Annotated in this window: 20 protein-coding genes; 17 read left to right on the forward strand and 3 right to left on the reverse strand. The window is 52.4% G+C overall.

Annotated features, from left to right (window positions below; genetic code table 11):
- The first annotated feature begins 37 nt into the window (after positions 1-37).
- Complete coding sequence (locus tag ACT53D_RS12035) at positions 38-439, forward strand: DUF3106 domain-containing protein (RefSeq protein ID WP_379073753.1); 402 nt, start codon at positions 38-40, stop codon at positions 437-439.
- Between the two features lie 57 nt (positions 440-496).
- Here the strand turns inward: ACT53D_RS12035 and pbpG are convergent, their stop codons facing one another.
- A complete protein-coding gene (gene pbpG, locus ACT53D_RS12040) occupies positions 497-1,579 on the reverse strand; it encodes a D-alanyl-D-alanine endopeptidase (RefSeq protein WP_476156414.1) in 1,083 nt (360 codons plus the stop codon).
- Positions 1,580-1,793: 214 nt separating this feature from the next.
- On the opposite strand from pbpG, the gene ACT53D_RS12045 reads away from it, so the two are divergent.
- Positions 1,794-2,165, forward strand: a complete 372-nt coding sequence (locus tag ACT53D_RS12045) for a glycine cleavage system protein H (RefSeq protein ID WP_275356487.1) — start codon at positions 1,794-1,796, stop codon at positions 2,163-2,165.
- 26 nt (positions 2,166-2,191) lie between these two features.
- Here the strand turns inward: ACT53D_RS12045 and ACT53D_RS12050 are convergent, their stop codons facing one another.
- Positions 2,192-2,386, reverse strand: a complete 195-nt coding sequence (locus ACT53D_RS12050; protein ID WP_194749812.1) for a hypothetical protein — start codon at positions 2,384-2,386, stop codon at positions 2,192-2,194.
- Positions 2,387-2,512: 126 nt separating this feature from the next.
- Here ACT53D_RS12050 and ACT53D_RS12055 point away from each other — a divergent pair, with 126 nt between their 5' ends.
- The 8 genes from ACT53D_RS12055 (at position 2,513) to trhP (ending at position 9,139) form a co-directional block, all read left to right on the forward strand.
- The gene (locus ACT53D_RS12055; protein ID WP_476145297.1) at positions 2,513-2,779 is read left to right on the forward strand and encodes an FmdB family zinc ribbon protein; all 267 of its coding nucleotides are present in this window, start codon (positions 2,513-2,515) and stop codon (positions 2,777-2,779) included.
- Positions 2,780-2,789: 10 nt separating this feature from the next.
- Positions 2,790-3,389: a DUF502 domain-containing protein gene (locus tag ACT53D_RS12060; protein ID WP_476156416.1), complete on the forward strand. Its 600-nt coding sequence runs from the start codon at positions 2,790-2,792 to the stop codon at positions 3,387-3,389.
- A gap of 33 nt (positions 3,390-3,422) precedes the next feature.
- Complete coding sequence (gene aspS, locus ACT53D_RS12065; protein WP_194749815.1) at positions 3,423-5,213, forward strand: aspartate--tRNA ligase; 1,791 nt, start codon at positions 3,423-3,425, stop codon at positions 5,211-5,213.
- A gap of 91 nt (positions 5,214-5,304) precedes the next feature.
- Positions 5,305-5,826 carry an adenine phosphoribosyltransferase gene (locus ACT53D_RS12070; RefSeq protein ID WP_194749816.1) on the forward strand — a complete coding sequence of 174 codons (522 nt, stop codon included), beginning with the start codon at positions 5,305-5,307 and terminating at the stop codon, positions 5,824-5,826.
- Between the two features lie 61 nt (positions 5,827-5,887).
- On the forward strand, positions 5,888-6,316 hold the full coding sequence (locus ACT53D_RS12075; protein WP_275356493.1) for a VOC family protein: 429 nt from the start codon (positions 5,888-5,890) through the stop codon (positions 6,314-6,316).
- Positions 6,317-6,412: 96 nt separating this feature from the next.
- Positions 6,413-7,201 (forward strand): quinoprotein dehydrogenase-associated SoxYZ-like carrier, encoded by a 789-nt coding sequence (locus tag ACT53D_RS12080; protein WP_476156418.1) that lies wholly within the window; start codon positions 6,413-6,415, stop codon positions 7,199-7,201.
- A gap of 116 nt (positions 7,202-7,317) precedes the next feature.
- A complete protein-coding gene (locus ACT53D_RS12085; protein WP_194749819.1) occupies positions 7,318-7,737 on the forward strand; it encodes a secondary thiamine-phosphate synthase enzyme YjbQ in 420 nt (139 codons plus the stop codon).
- Between the two features lie 55 nt (positions 7,738-7,792).
- Entirely contained in the window at positions 7,793-9,139 is a 1,347-nt protein-coding gene (gene trhP, locus ACT53D_RS12090; RefSeq protein WP_275356495.1) for a prephenate-dependent tRNA uridine(34) hydroxylase TrhP, read from the forward strand.
- Positions 9,140-9,207: 68 nt separating this feature from the next.
- Here the strand turns inward: trhP and ACT53D_RS12095 are convergent, their stop codons facing one another.
- On the reverse strand, positions 9,208-9,639 hold the full coding sequence (locus ACT53D_RS12095; RefSeq protein ID WP_194749821.1) for a CBS domain-containing protein: 432 nt from the start codon (positions 9,637-9,639) through the stop codon (positions 9,208-9,210).
- Between the two features lie 112 nt (positions 9,640-9,751).
- Here ACT53D_RS12095 and ACT53D_RS12100 point away from each other — a divergent pair, with 112 nt between their 5' ends.
- The 7 genes from ACT53D_RS12100 (at position 9,752) to ruvB (ending at position 14,878) form a co-directional block, all read left to right on the forward strand.
- Entirely contained in the window at positions 9,752-10,261 is a 510-nt protein-coding gene (locus ACT53D_RS12100) for a MarR family winged helix-turn-helix transcriptional regulator (protein ID WP_476156421.1), read from the forward strand.
- Positions 10,262-10,289: 28 nt separating this feature from the next.
- Positions 10,290-10,664 carry a YybH family protein gene (locus ACT53D_RS12105; RefSeq protein WP_476156423.1) on the forward strand — a complete coding sequence of 125 codons (375 nt, stop codon included), beginning with the start codon at positions 10,290-10,292 and terminating at the stop codon, positions 10,662-10,664.
- A 16-nt stretch (positions 10,665-10,680) separates the two neighbouring features.
- On the forward strand, positions 10,681-11,601 hold the full coding sequence (locus tag ACT53D_RS12110; protein ID WP_476156425.1) for a DMT family transporter: 921 nt from the start codon (positions 10,681-10,683) through the stop codon (positions 11,599-11,601).
- Between the two features lie 180 nt (positions 11,602-11,781).
- On the forward strand, positions 11,782-12,510 hold the full coding sequence (locus ACT53D_RS12115; RefSeq protein ID WP_275356499.1) for a YebC/PmpR family DNA-binding transcriptional regulator: 729 nt from the start codon (positions 11,782-11,784) through the stop codon (positions 12,508-12,510).
- Between the two features lie 59 nt (positions 12,511-12,569).
- Positions 12,570-13,130, forward strand: coding sequence for a crossover junction endodeoxyribonuclease RuvC (gene ruvC / locus ACT53D_RS12120; RefSeq protein WP_194749826.1), 561 nt, complete (start codon positions 12,570-12,572; stop codon positions 13,128-13,130).
- The gene (gene ruvA, locus ACT53D_RS12125) at positions 13,127-13,702 is read left to right on the forward strand and encodes a Holliday junction branch migration protein RuvA (RefSeq protein WP_194749827.1); all 576 of its coding nucleotides are present in this window, start codon (positions 13,127-13,129) and stop codon (positions 13,700-13,702) included. The genes ruvC and ruvA overlap by 4 nt, the downstream gene beginning before the upstream one ends.
- A gap of 129 nt (positions 13,703-13,831) precedes the next feature.
- Positions 13,832-14,878 carry a Holliday junction branch migration DNA helicase RuvB gene (gene ruvB, locus ACT53D_RS12130; RefSeq protein WP_194749828.1) on the forward strand — a complete coding sequence of 349 codons (1,047 nt, stop codon included), beginning with the start codon at positions 13,832-13,834 and terminating at the stop codon, positions 14,876-14,878.
- Position 14,879 lies beyond the last annotated feature (1 nt).

Below are 14,879 nucleotides of genomic sequence, written 5' to 3' on the forward strand. Positions count from 1 at the left end.
AGAAGCGTTCCCGGGCGAGGCCGCTGCCTCGAGCGTGATGGCGATGGCCGATATCGGGGCGATCAAGAATGACCTGGCCCCGGCCGATCCTGCGGCCAATGTGACTTGGGCACAGTTGACGGAACAGCAGAAAACCGTGTTGGCACCGTTGGCCAGTGAGTGGGATAGTTTGCGCCCCTGGCAGCGTGAAAAAATGCTCGATATTGCCAAGGAGTATCCAAAAATGGATGCGCAGAAGCAGCAGCGCATCCAGCATCAACTGGTGAAATGGAGCCGCATGACGCCCTACGAGCGCGAGAATGCGCGCAAACGTTACCAGCAGTTTCAAAGCTTGAGTCCCGAGAAAAAAGAAGCTTTGCGCAAACAGTGGCAACAGCACAAGCAAAAATCGGCGATCAGTGAAGGTTATGATCCTGAGTTTGATGGAGCAGAACATTAATTTGTCCATCATAAAAAAGGCCCGCAACATGCGGGCCTTTTTTATGATGATTCAGAATTAGTTGGCGTCTTCATTCAGAGACTTGCTCATCGACAGGCCGGTCAGCACAATGCCGGAGCCCGCGCTCTGGGAGGTCAGGGTGCTGTAGTTGTGTTCCATCCATTTTTTGATGCGTTTGGCATCGCCTATCCGGGTCAATTTGCCAACGGAGTCCAGCAACACCATGATGAGTGGTTCACCCGCAATGGTTGCCTGCATCACCAAGCAGCGGCCTGCTTCACTGATGTACCCTGTTTTGGAGAGGCCAATTTCCCAGCTGCTGTTGGAGCTGTCACGCACCAAGGCATTGGTATTGTGAAAGTGTATCGGCTGGCGTCTGCTATTCACGTATAAGTCGTAATCAGATGTGGTCGTAATCTGGCGTATTAATGGGTACTGATACGCGGCGTGAACCATTTTGGCCAAGTCCATGGCGGTTGAGACATTGTTGCTGGTCAGACCAGTGGAGTCTTCAAAATGCGTATTCATCATGCCCAGGCTGGCTGCTTTGGCGTTCATTTCCTGGATAAAACGGGCCTTACCACCTGGATAGTGCGTTGCCAGCGCAGAAGCTGCACGGTTTTCGGAGGCAATCAACGCCAGGTTCAACAGGTCGGCACGTGTCATGGTGGTGCCGACTGGCAGGCGTGAAGAAGTGCCTTTCAGGTAGTCAACGTCCATTTCAGTAATGGACACTTCTTCATTCAGGTTAAGTTTTGCGTCCAGCACGACCATGGCAGTCATGAGTTTGGTGACGGAGGCAATCGGTGTCGGCGTATCGAGGTTTTTGGAGTAAATGATCTCGTGCGTGTTTTGGTTCATGACCAGCGCCTTGGTGGAGGCGATGGACAAATTGCCATTGTTGAGCGATTTGCCTTGGAACGAATCAAACATCTCTGCATCGACCGTCGGTCGCGCCGCTTTTCTGGCATGCGAGTGTAATTTCACCGGGCGCATCCCTTTGGTTTTTTCAGGGTTAACGCGGTACTGCGAAGAAACGCGCGCGCTGTATTTTTTACTTTTGCTCGCAGAAACGGTTTGTTTCTTGGAGGATGATTTGGCAATGGCTTGACCCGCAGGTGCAAAAGCAATTGAACACATTAGTAAAACTTTAAAACAGTGCTTGTAAAAACTCATAATCAACCTTCCTGAAACCCGCCTCATTATTGCCCAGTAATTATTCAGCGTCAATCACTTATCGCAATTTTTTCGTGTGAAAAGTTAAGCAATTTGCTTGCCTGTCTGAATAAGTTTTGGCGCGTTGTGCAGACTATGGCACAATAATTATCTACTAAACTTTTGATTTTTAAATTCTATGTCAGCAGGCTTGAAATACTTCTTTTCCAAAGACCACACCTGGGCAGCGCAAGGCGAAGATGGATTATGGCTGGTTGGGATTACTGACTACGCCCAAAATATGCTGGGGGATGTGGTGTTTGTCGACCCGCCCAAAGTGGGGCAGTCTGTTGAACAAGGGACGGTGTGCGGCCTGATTGAGTCAGTCAAGACCGGTTCTGACCTCTATGCGCCTTTGACCGGGGTCGTGGACGCCGTCAATGAACAGGCATTGTCTTCACCTGAGCGCATTAATGATCATCCTTATGACACCTGGTTGTTCAAGCTGGCAGCGACTGCCAGTGGCGCAGAAGGGCTGCTTGACCAATCAGCTTATGAATCACAGCTTTAGTGGCTGATGGTTTAGCTGGGGGTTGCTTAGTCCGCCTGTTTGATCCTGAGCGGGCGCTTGGTGGCTGCCAATTCGGCTGGCGTGAGGGCTGCCACTTTCACTGTGTCGGCTTTTTGATCTAGCGATAACATGGTGTGATGGATGTTCAAATCGCGGCTGGCTAAGCTCAGAAAAAATAGTGCGATCAGGCTAAGGGGTATTTTAAGTGACAGTGATTGCATGGCGGGTTCCTTAAAGTCTTTTTAATTCAAATACATCGCGCTGCTTTTTATGATTTGTAACGCGAATCGGGTATAATTTGTCTTTGTTCAGTTTTTAAGCAAGTTATCTTTCGGTTGACGTTCAAAATGCCTATCTACGATTTTCAATGTACCGCCTGTGGTTACCAGCAAGAGTTGATGCGTAAGGTCTCTGCGCCTGCAGTGGAGGCTTGTCCGCAATGCCAGCAGCAAACCTTTAGCAAGCAAGTGTCGGCGCCCAATTTTCAGCTGACCGGCAGTGGCTGGTATGCCACCGATTTCAAAAATAACCAGTCAGCCAAGAGCAGTTCTACGTCTGAATCTGCCAGTGCCGGAGACACTGCCAAGTGCTCACCGGGTTGCGCCTGCCACTAAAAAGACAAGCATGAAAAAATACTTTATTACAGGGTTGTTGGTACTGGTTCCATTGTTCATTACGGTGTGGGTGCTAAAAACTTTAGTGCAAACGCTGGACCAGAGTCTGCTGCTGTTGCCCGCCGCCTGGCGGCCAGAAGCTTGGCTGGGTGTGGATATTCCAGGCTTTGGCGTGATTCTGACCGTGGGCATTATTTTGGCGACCGGTCTGGTAGCGACCAACATTTTTGGCCAGCAACTGATTGTGTTATGGGAAGGCTTGCTGGTCCGCGTGCCTGTGGTCAAGTCTATTTATTCCAGCGTCAAGCAAGTATCAGACACTTTGTTTTCTGACTCCGGTAACGCATTCCGCCAAGCATTGTTGATTCAGTACCCACGGCAGGGCGTCTGGACCATCGCTTTTTTAACCGGCACGCCGGGTGGCGATGTGAGCAAGCACTTGCAGGGGGAGTATGTCAGTGTGTATGTGCCGACCACGCCTAATCCGACCTCAGGATTCTTTTTGATGCTGCCCAAGGCGGATGTGATTGAGCTGGATATGAGCGTAGATCAGGCCTTGAAATACATCATCAGCATGGGTACAGTGACGCCCTTGCCTAAACAACATTAACCGCAACACCACTTTAAACTTTATAAAATTATTATGATGCGTACACATTACTGCGGTCACTTGAACCGCGAACATATTGGACAAACCGTGACCCTGTGTGGCTGGGCTCACCGTCGTCGCGACCACGGGGGGGTGATTTTTATTGATTTGCGGGACCGCGAAGGTCTGGCGCAAATCGTGATTGACCCGGATACCAAAGACGCATTTGCCATCGCAGAAACCGTACGTAATGAATTTGTGTTGCGTGTGGTCTGTAAAGTGCGTGCCCGTCCTGAAGGCACCGTGAATCCCAATCTGCCAACGGGTGAAGTGGAGATGCTGGCGACAGAGATCGAAGTGCTGAATGCTTCATTGACACCGCCGTTCATGCTGGATGACGACAATCTGACCGAGACCGTTCGTCTGGAGCATCGCTATATCGATCTGCGCCGCCCGGCCATGCAGAAAAACCTCATGTTGCGTTACAAAGTGGCGAAAAACCTGCGTGACTACCTCGATGAAAATGGCTTTATCGAAGTAGAAACGCCAATGCTGACCCGTTCGACGCCAGAAGGCGCACGTGATTACCTGGTGCCTTCACGCGTACACCACGGCATGTTTTTTGCACTGCCACAGTCACCACAATTGTTCAAACAATTGCTGATGGTGTCCGGTTTTGACCGTTACTTCCAGATCACCAAATGTTTCCGTGACGAAGACCTGCGCGCAGACCGTCAGCCAGAATTTACCCAGGTGGATATTGAAACTTCTTTCCTGGAAGAAAACGACATCATGGACATCGTCGAAGAGATGATTCGTCGCATGATGAAAAAGGTGCAGGATATCGACCTGCCCGCCAAATTCCCGCGCATGCCCTTCTCTGAGGCGATGAACAAATACGGTTCTGACAAGCCTGATATGCGCGTGACACTGGAAATCACTGAGCTCACCGATGTGATGAAGGATGTGGATTTTAAAGTGTTTGCCGGTGCTGCCAATATGGCCGGTGGCCGCGTGGCTGCGATTCGCGTGCCTAACGGTGCGGCCATCAGCCGCTCTGAGATTGATGCCTATACCGAATTCGTCAAAATTTATGGCGCAAAAGGTCTGGCTTATATCAAGATCAACGACATCACCAAACTGAACGAAGAAGGTCTGCAAAGCCCGATTGTGAAGAACATTCACGTCAATGCCTTGCAAGCCGTGCTTGAGCGCACGGGTGCGCAAAACGGGGACATCGTATTCTTTGGCGCCGATAAAGCCAAGATCGTCAATGAAGCCCTGGGCGCGCTACGCACCAAGGTTGGCCATGAAAAAGGCCATGTCGATGGTCGTCAGTGGGCGCCATTGTGGGTGGTAGATTTCCCGATGTTTGAGCACGACGAAGATGCAGACCGTTGGGTCGCCTTGCATCACCCGTTTACTGCACCGAAAGATGGTCATGAAGACCTGTTGGTCAGCAATCCAGGCGCTTGCTTGTCTAAAGCGTATGACATGGTGCTCAACGGTTGGGAAGTGGGTGGTGGTTCCGTGCGTATCCACAAGCAAGAGGTGCAGTCCAAGGTGTTTGATGCATTGAAGATCAGCAAGGAAGAAGCGCAAGAGAAATTTGGCTTCTTGCTGGATGCACTGCAATACGGTGCGCCACCGCATGGCGGCTTGGCATTTGGTCTGGATCGTTTGGTTACCCTGATGGCTGGCGCCGAATCAATCCGTGATGTGATTGCCTTCCCGAAAACCCAGCGCGCACAATGTCTGATGACCAATGCGCCTAACGAGGTGGACGAGAAGCAATTGCGTGAATTGCATATTCGCGTACGTCAGCAAAACGCTGCTGGCAGCTAACATGCGGGCGACTTGCCACGAGATTGTTGCAGGTCTCTGTTTTGTGATCAACGCGCCCAGACGGGCGCGTTTTTTATTGGATGTTTAGAGTATGTTGTCACTGATACGCACGATTCCCGATTACCCAAAACCCGGCATTCAGTTTCGGGATATCACGCCTTTGTTGCAGGATAAGCAGGGGTTTGCAGCGGTGCTGGATGCGCTGGCAGCACATTGTTCCCAGATGCCGGTAGATAAGGTGGTCGCCGTGGAGGCGCGGGGCTTTATTATTGGCGCAGCATTGGCTGCACGCCTGGGAGCAGGCTTTGTGCCTGTGCGCAAACCGGGCAAATTGCCAGCGCAGACCATCAAGCAGTCTTACAGTCTCGAATATGGCACCGATACACTGGAGCTTCATGCCGATGCGATTCAGGCAAATGAGCGCATTTTGCTGGTGGATGATCTGATCGCTACCGGTGGCACCGCACTGGCCGCGGTCGCGTTGATTCGGCAGCTGGGCGGGCTGGTAACGCAGGCTGCTTTTATCATTGATCTGCCCGATTTGGGCGGGATGCAACATTTAGCCAATGCTGGCGTCCAAGGCTTTGCCTTGTATCAATTTGAGGGCGATTAAGTTTTGTACTATAGTGGCCGACTTGCATGCCACTTAACACACGGGACCTCACAGGATTACTATGCCACTGACCGAAATCAATCATGTCAATTTTCGCTCTGACCGCGAAACCATGCACAAACTGCGCGATTTTTATTGCGAGGTGCTTGGGCTGACGGTGGGCAAGCGGGTGGCGAGTACCACCTATGGCTATTGGCTGTATATCGGTGATAACGATGTGATTCATCTGGCCGAGTACAAAACGGCAGAAGCGCCGCAGTTGCATGTGCATGGCACCTATGACCATGTTTCATTCACCTGCACAGACATGCCTGCCATGGAGGCGCACTTGCAGGCGCACGGCATCACTTACACCACGCGCATCTTGGCCAATGGGGTTCGCCAGATCAACTTGCGGGATCCGGCCGGTAATGGCGTGGAGCTGAATTTTGAAGAGTACCGTGACCCGGCGTATGTGATGCGGCCATCTGGCGACCCGAGCAAAATGTGAGGGTCAATGTGATGCGTATCACATATTGTATTTGTCAAAGCATAAGAAAATCCTTTTCATGCAATCTAAGATAAAAAATGGAAGATGGGGAATCGTATGAAAAAAACATGGATGATGATCCTAGGGGTGTTGGCTTTCTGTGCGGCAAGTGTGGTGCATGCAGAGGCGGATCCCAAGTTATGGTCAGTAGTGAAAGAGGCTTTTTTCCCCAAGCGGGAGATTCAGGAAGTTGACTTCCTGAAAGTGGAGGGGCCACGCCGCGCCGAGAGCGGCGCACAGGTGCCCGTCACTTTCATTTACGATAAGGCGGCGGCCAACGGCATCCAGTTAAAGAAACTGTATGTGATCGTCGATGCCAACCCGATACAATTGGCGTCAACTTATCATTTAACCGACAGCTTGAACGGCTTTCAGATGGCGACCCGTATTCGTCAGGAAACCGATTCTTATGTGCGCCTGATTGGTGAAACTGCAGATGGCAAGCTGTATATGGGTAAGCGCGAGATTCGTGCGGCGGGCGGCTGTGGCGGTACCGTCGATAATAATGAATCCGAAGTGCGGGCGGCGGCGGGCAAGATCAAAATGAGTGTGGATGCGCCAAAATTTGGCGAGCCCGCCACGGCCACGTTCAACATTAAACATGTGATGCGGACCGGCTTGCAGCGCGACCTGGTTTCACAAGGCTATGTGCCTGCATTTTATATCAACAAAACCACCTTTACCTACAACGGCAAGGAGTTGATGACAGTCGATGTCGGTGTGGGCACCAGTGAAGATCCTTACATGAAATTTAGTTTTATCCCCGATGCACCGGGCAAGCTCGAAGTGGTCGCCACGGATAATGAAGGCAAGACGTTTAGCCAGAGCCTGGATGTCCATAGTTAATCGTGATGCATGCATAAAAAGGTCTCTCAGGAGGCCTTTTTTATTTGCGCTGCGTGGGCGCGTTTGGCCTGCTCACCGTCAATGTTAAAATAACATTATTTGGGGAAAGGGAAAGCATGAAAAGTTTTCGTAAAGAGCTGTGGTTTAACATTCCGGCACGCATGGATTTCAAGAATATCACCAGTGACGTGGTTGCGTGTGTGCGTGAAAGTGGCGTGCAAGAAGGCCTGGTGCTGATTAACGCCATGCATATTTCTGCCAGCGTGTTTATCAACGACGATGAGCGCGGCCTGCACCATGATTACAAAATATGGCTGGAAAAGTTGGCGCCGCACGAGCCGGTGAGTGGCTACCGCCATAACGATACTGGTGAGGATAATGCAGATGCGCATATCAAGCGCCAGATCATGGGCCGCGAAGTGGTGGTGGCGATTACTGAAGGCAAGCTGGATTTCGGCCCATGGGAACAGATTTTTTACGGTGAGTTTGATGGCCGCCGTAACAAGCGTGTACTGGTGAAAATTATCGGCGAATAAATGGCATTCGCTGCAAGTGATTGAGCTATAAGCTTTTTTAATGGACTAAATTGAAATGAAATCCCCTGAATTGTTAGCGCCCGCCGGTGATCTTGATCGCATGCGTACGGCGTTTGATTACGGCGCAGACGCGGTCTACGCCGGACAGCCGCGCTACAGCTTGCGCGTGCGTGAAAATGATTTTTCAATGCAAAACTTGGCAATTGGCATTCAGGAGGCGCATGCACGCGGCAAAAAGTTTTTTGTCGCCAGCAATATTTCACCGCATAACGCCAAAGTGAAAACCTATATGCGCGATATGGCGCCGGTGATTGAAATGCAGCCCGACGCGTTGATTATGGCCGACCCTGGCCTGATCATGATGGTACGCGAGCAATGGCCGGACATGCCTGTCCATCTGTCGGTGCAGGCCAATGCGGTCAATTACGCTTCGGTTAAGTTCTGGCAGCGCATGGGCCTGACACGGGTGATTTTGTCACGTGAGTTATCGCTGGACGAGATTGCCGAAATCCGCCAGGAGTGTCCGGATATGGAGCTTGAGGTGTTTATTCACGGTGCCTTGTGTATCGCTTATTCCGGCCGTTGCCTGCTGTCAGGCTATTTCAATTCGCGCGATCCTAATCAGGGGACCTGTACTAACAGTTGCCGCTGGGATTACAAGGTGCATGATGCCCAGCCCGATGCCGCAGGCGTGATCCGTTTAAAAGAGTTTGATTTTCAGGCCGAGCTGGAACAATCCAATCTGTCTTCCTGTGGCTCATTACCGCGCCATCCGGCGGCAGACCAGGTTTACCTGATCGAGGAAAAAGGCCGTCCTGGCGAGCTTTTGCCTATCATGGAAGACGAACACGGCACCTATATCATGAATAGCAAGGACTTGCGGGCGATTGAGCACGTGGAGAAGCTAATTGCCATTGGCGTCGATTCGCTCAAGATTGAAGGACGTACCAAGTCGCGCTACTACGTGGCGCGTACCAGCCAGAATTACCGCCAGGCGATTGATGATGCCGTAGCCGGGCGTCCGTTTGACTGGCGTTTGCTGGGCGAGTTGGAGAACCTGGCCAACCGGGGCTACACCGATGGTTTTTACCAGCGTCACCATACCGCCGAGCACCAAAATTACGTCCAGGGGCACTCGAGTGCCAATCGCAGCCAGTATGTCGGCGATGTGGTGGCCTATGATGCAGAGCAGGGGCTGGCTTCCATTCAGGCGCGTAACAAATTTGCTGTAGGTGACAAATTGCAACTGATACACCCCAGTGGTAACCGCGACATTGTGGTGGAGCAGCTTTTTGATAAGCGGGGCGAAGCCGTGCAGCAGGCCGCTGGCAGCGGGCATTTTGTCAAACTGCCGATTGCCGCATCTGCCCTGGATAATGCCATGGTTGCCAAATATCTGTAAGTGCGAATCAATCTGGGCAATCAAAAAAGGGGAGTGAGCTCCCCTTTTTTGTTGTCTGCTGAAATGCATCAGCTATGAATATAGCTTTCCAGTTGCTTGATCAGTGATTGCTGGTAGTCGATCGTCTCTTTGAGAATATCCCCGATCGAAAGCATGCCTAGCAGTTTGCCATGATCGACCACGGGCAAGTGGCGGATACGCTTTTCCAGCATGGTGTTCATAGCCGACTCGACCAAATCGCCCGGTTTGCCTGTGATGACTTTTTCGGTCATCACTTCACTGACTTGCGTGGTTTTGGATGAGCGGCCTTTCAGAATAATCTCGCGTGCATAATCGCGTTCCGAGAAGATTCCCACCAGTTCGCCGTCTTTGATCACAGCCAGTGCACCAATCTGGTATTCCGCCAGAATCACCAGTGCGTCAAACACCGGTCGGTTGGGCGCAATACTAATGATGCCTTGATGTGTTTTATGAGTGAGTACTTGCTGAAGCGTCTTCATGACTTCCTCCTTTCATAGGGCACGAGCGTCTAAATATACACCGATGTGTCGTGGAGTAAAACCTCAGATTGTTATTGACATAATTAGTCAGCTAATTATAATGTGGCTAATTATGTTACAGCTTAGAGATCTTCCTACCCCAGAAGTCCTGCAACGGTTTGCCCAGCGCTATCCGGAAGCCGATGTCACGGCCATTGCCAGCTTCTTGATGTTGCTGCGCGTGGCCACCGATTTGTCAGTGGCGCTGGATGCCTGCCTGAGTAAACACGATTTGTTACAGGGGCGCTGGTGGGTGTTGATTTTGTTGATGCGCGAAGTTGACCTGACGTCTACGCCCTCGGTGTTGGCAGAAAAGCTGGGGGTGACGCGCGCCACCATGACTGGGTTGTTGGATGGCCTGGAGCAAGGTGGCCTGGTCCAGCGTATCTTGGTGCCAGAAGACAGACGCAGTGTCAAAGTGTGTCTGACTGAAGCTGGGCAAGCCAGGCTGGATGCCGTAATGCCGGACTATTACACGCGGCTACGGCAGTGCATGCAAGGATTAAGCGAGCCGCAGCGCCAGGATTTGCAAGCGCTGTTAGGGGTGATAGACCAGGGCATCTCAGCCTGGGATTTTAAATAGTAATGTGTCTTTAATTCAGGAGTTTTGTATGACTAATGTTGATCACTTCATTGCGTTAAACCAGCAGTTTGATGCCGCCTTTAACAGCAAAAATCCACAGGCGATTGCGGCCTTGTATGCAGAGCAGGCGATCGTGATGCCTGCGCCTGCTGGCCAGGTCGTGAAGGGTCGTCAGGCGGTTGCGGATTTTTTTGCTGGCCTGATTCAGGCTGGGGTCATTGAACATGCGCTGACGATGAACGAGGTGGTGGTCAGCGAGACATTGGTCACTCAAACCGGACATTGGGCGGCAGCCATGATGGCTGAAGATGGCGTCAAGCAGCAGTTTGGCGGCAATGTGCAAGTGGTGTTTCAAAAGCAACCCGATGGGCAGTGGCTGGCTGTGACCCATATCTGGAACTAAATCAGCGGATAACGTCATGGATCAATTGGTTAAACAGCGTTCACAGGCACTGACAGCACTGCTGGTGCTGACGCTGATCTGGGGCTATAACTGGGTGGTGATGAAAAGCGCGTTGCAATATGCGGGGCCGTTCCAGTTTGCCGCCATGCGTACCTTTTTTGGCGCGCTGGTGTTGTTTTTGGTGCTGTATGTGACGCGGCGGCCAATGGGCTTGACCGAGTTTCCAACCATGCTGCTGCTCGGCATTTTGCAGAATGTGGGGTTTACCGGCGTGCTCATGTGGGCGCTGGTGCAAGGCGGCGCGGGCAAGACGGCGGTGCTGACTTATACCATGCCTTTCTGGACCTTGCTGTTTGCCTGGCCCATGCTCGGTGAGCGTATCCACGGCTGGCAATGGCTGGCGGTGATTTCGGCTGTGTTGGGCATGCTGTTTATTTTTGATCCTTTGCATTTGCGTGCAGACAGCTTCAGCATGCTGTTGGCTGTGTTGTCCGGCGTGTCGTGGGCGGTGTCTGCGATTATGACCAAGCAATTGCATAGACGTCATCCAACGCTAGACCTGATCAATCTGACTGCCTGGCCAATGTTGCTGGGTTCGCTGCCCATGGTGCTGATTGCCTTTCTGGTCCCTGCGCCGACTATGCAATGGTCGGGTTATCTGATCGGCGCGGTATTGTTTAATGTGGTGTTATGTGGCGCGTTGGCCTGGTTGCTCTGGCTGTTTGCCTTGCAGCGGTTGCCCGCCGGGGTGGCCAGTATGGCCTCCATGCTGGCACCCGTGATTGGGGTGATTGCGGCCTGGATACAGTTGCATGAAGTGCCGGATGGCATGGAGATGATCGGCATGGCACTGATTTTGTTTTCCCTCAGCCTGATTTCCATTCTGATGATGCGGCCTGCCTATCACGGTATCCCGCCGGCGAGTGCCAACGTTTAGCGCCATTTTTCGCTGTTCTCCCGGTTTTTTCATTGCGCAGGGCTTGCGTCAATCAGGCCCTGTTCTTATTTGTCTTGCCTATCTGCCTTCAATCAAGCCGCCGCCAAGCCTGCTTGCGCCTGTGGTAAAATCCGCCAGTTAAAACATTCATCCCGTTGTTAAAAAATACAAGGAAGTCATATGGCTGGACATAGTAAATGGGCCAATATCCAACATCGTAAAGGTCGCCAGGATGCCAAGCGCGGCAAAATCTTCACCAAGCTGATTAAAGAGATCACGGTCTCTGCGCGCATGGGTGGCGGTGATACAGCCATGAACCCGCGTCTGCGTGCGGCCGTGGCAGCGGCCAAAGAAGAGAATATGCCTTCAGACAATATCACGCGTGCCATCAAAAAAGGCACGGGTGAGCTCGAGGGTGTTAACTACGAAGAAATTCGTTATGAAGGCTATGGCATCAATGGTGCGGCCATCATTATTGATTGTCTGACCGATAACCGTCAGCGTGCGGTGATGGACGTGCGCCATGCCCTAACCAAGCATGGTGGCAACCTCGGCACTGATGGTAGCGTGGCTTTTATGTTCAAGCACTGTGGTCAGCTGGTGTTTGAGCCTGGTGTGTCAGAAGATGCCGTCATGGAAGCGGCACTGGAAGCCGGTGCGGAAGATGTGATTGCCGATGAGGATGGCAGCATAGAAGTGATCACGGCCCCTAGCGATTTTGTCACGGTGAAAGAAGCGCTTGAGGCTGCGGGCCTGAAGGCGGTGATGGCGCAAGTGACCATGAAGCCGCTGAATGAAGTGGTGTTCACTGGCGAGGATGCGGTCAAAATGCAAAAAATTCTCGACATGCTCGAAGACCTCGATGACGTGCAAGAGGTCTACACTTCTGCCGTGATTGAAGAAGATTAAATGGCGCGATTGGCGGTGCACGCCTTTCTTGCCAACCGACTTGAACTGGGTGTCTTGACGTGAGTAGTCAGCGTATTTTGGGCATAGACCCCGGCCTGAGAATTACGGGTTTCGGTGTGATAGAAGCCGTGGATGGCAAATTGTCCTACGTGACCAGTGGCGTGATTAAAACCGCATCAGCCAAAAAAACCGCAGAGGGCGAGTCAGAAAAAGAGGCCTTGCCCGAGCGCCTGAAGGTCATTCTGGATGGCTTGTTTGAGGTGATTTCAACCTACCAGCCCACGCAAGTGGCGATTGAAAAAGTGTTTGTTAATGTCAACCCCCAGTCCACGCTATTATTGGGTCAGGCGCGCGGTGCCGCCATTTCTGCGGCGGTGATCCGTCAACTGCCGGTGGCCGAATATACGGCGCTGCAAGTGAAACAATCGGTCGTGGGTAATGGCCATGCGCAAAAAGAACAGGTGCAAGAGATGGTCAAGCGCCTGCTTAAATTACCGGCTACACCTAGCCCGGACTCTGCCGACGCCTTGGCTTGCGCGATTTGTCATGCACATGGCGGTCAGGGGCTGGGGGCTTTGGCCACCACCGGCTTCAGAGTTAGAAATGGAAGATTGATATGATCGCACGCCTGAATGGCCGCTTGCTGGAAAAGTCCCCACCCTTGATTGTGGTGGATTGCAATGGCGTGGGCTATGAAGTAGAGGTGCCGATGAGCACTTTTTATAATTTGCCCGATCTGGGGCAACCTGTGCAGATTTTGACGCATATGGTGGTGCGCGAGGATGCGCAGCTGCTGTATGGCTTTGGCAGTGAGCAAGAGAAAAACACCTTCAAGCAATTGTTGAAGGTGAATGGCATTGGTGCCAAGTCTGCGCTGGCGATTTTGAGTGGTGTCAGCGTGAATGATTTGATGCTGGCTGTCAGCCAGCAAGAAGTCGGCTTGCTGACGCGTATTCCCGGCATCGGCAAAAAAACGGCCGAGCGTTTGTTACTCGAACTCAAAGACAAATTTGTGGTGACGGGGTCCACCTCGGCGCAACCGGCCGTCAAAGCGGCGACAGATGATATCCTCAATGCACTGGTGGCGCTTGGTTACCATGAGCGTGAGGCGGCTGCGACCCTGAAGTTGCTGGAACCTGGCATTAGTGTGAGCGATGGTATCCGGCAGGCGCTCAAGTATCTGGCCAAGTAGTCCGGCCAGGCCGAGCGCGAGTCTGTAATAGTCATACGCTGCATGGTATGATGACAAAAATAACTGATTCAATCGCGGCATGAGGCCTTCATTGTTGAGTATTGCATTGCACTTCATCGCCCATCACCCATGATAGAAACCGATAGACTCGTCGCTCCCGCTACTGCCAGCACTCAAGAAGAGGCGCTTGAGCGCGCCTTGCGTCCCAAGCATCTGGATGAGTATGTGGGGCAGGAGAAGGCGCGCGGTCAACTCGAAATCTTTATTAATGCGGCCCGTGGCCGGCAAGAGGCGCTTGATCACGTGCTGCTGTTCGGCCCGCCTGGTCTGGGTAAAACCACGCTTGCTCACATTGTGGCTAAAGAGATGGGCGTCAATCTGCGCATGACCTCGGGCCCGGTGCTGGAGCGGGCCGGCGATCTGGCTGCATTGCTGACCAATCTTGAACCCAACGACGTCTTGTTTATTGACGAGATTCATCGCCTGAGCCCGGTGGTTGAGGAGATATTGTATCCGGCCATGGAAGATTACCGACTCGATATCATGATCGGTGAAGGACCTGCAGCACGCAGTGTGCGACTGGATTTGCCGCCTTTTACGCTGGTGGGGGCGACCACGCGCGCAGGCATGTTGACCAACCCCTTGCGTGACCGGTTTGGCATTGTGGCGCGGCTGGAGTTTTACAGTCACGCCGAGCTCTCCAAGATTGTCATGCGGTCCGCCAACTTGCTCGAGGTTGAAATGCAAGCGGCTGGGGCGCTGGAGATTGCCAGACGTTCACGCGGCACACCGCGGATTGCCAACCGCCTGCTACGCCGGGTCAGGGATTATGCGCAAGTCAAATCGGATGGCATTGTGACCGATACGATTGCCGATGCCGCCTTGAAAATGCTGGATGTCGATCAGCAAGGGCTGGATGTGATGGATCGCAAGTTATTGCAGGCGGTGGTTGAAAAGTTTGGTGGCGGGCCAGTGGGACTGGATAATCTTGCCGCTGCCATTGGTGAGGAGCGTGACACCATAGAAGATGTGCTGGAGCCCTATCTGATTCAGCAAGGCTATCTGATGCGCACGCCGCGCGGACGCGTGGCCACGCAGTTGACTTACCAGCATTTTGGCTTGAAAGCGCCTGTCAGCATGGTGTCAGCCGATTTATGGCAAGATGCCGGGCAATAAC

This window comes from Methylophilus sp. DMC16, from assembly GCF_056314045.1.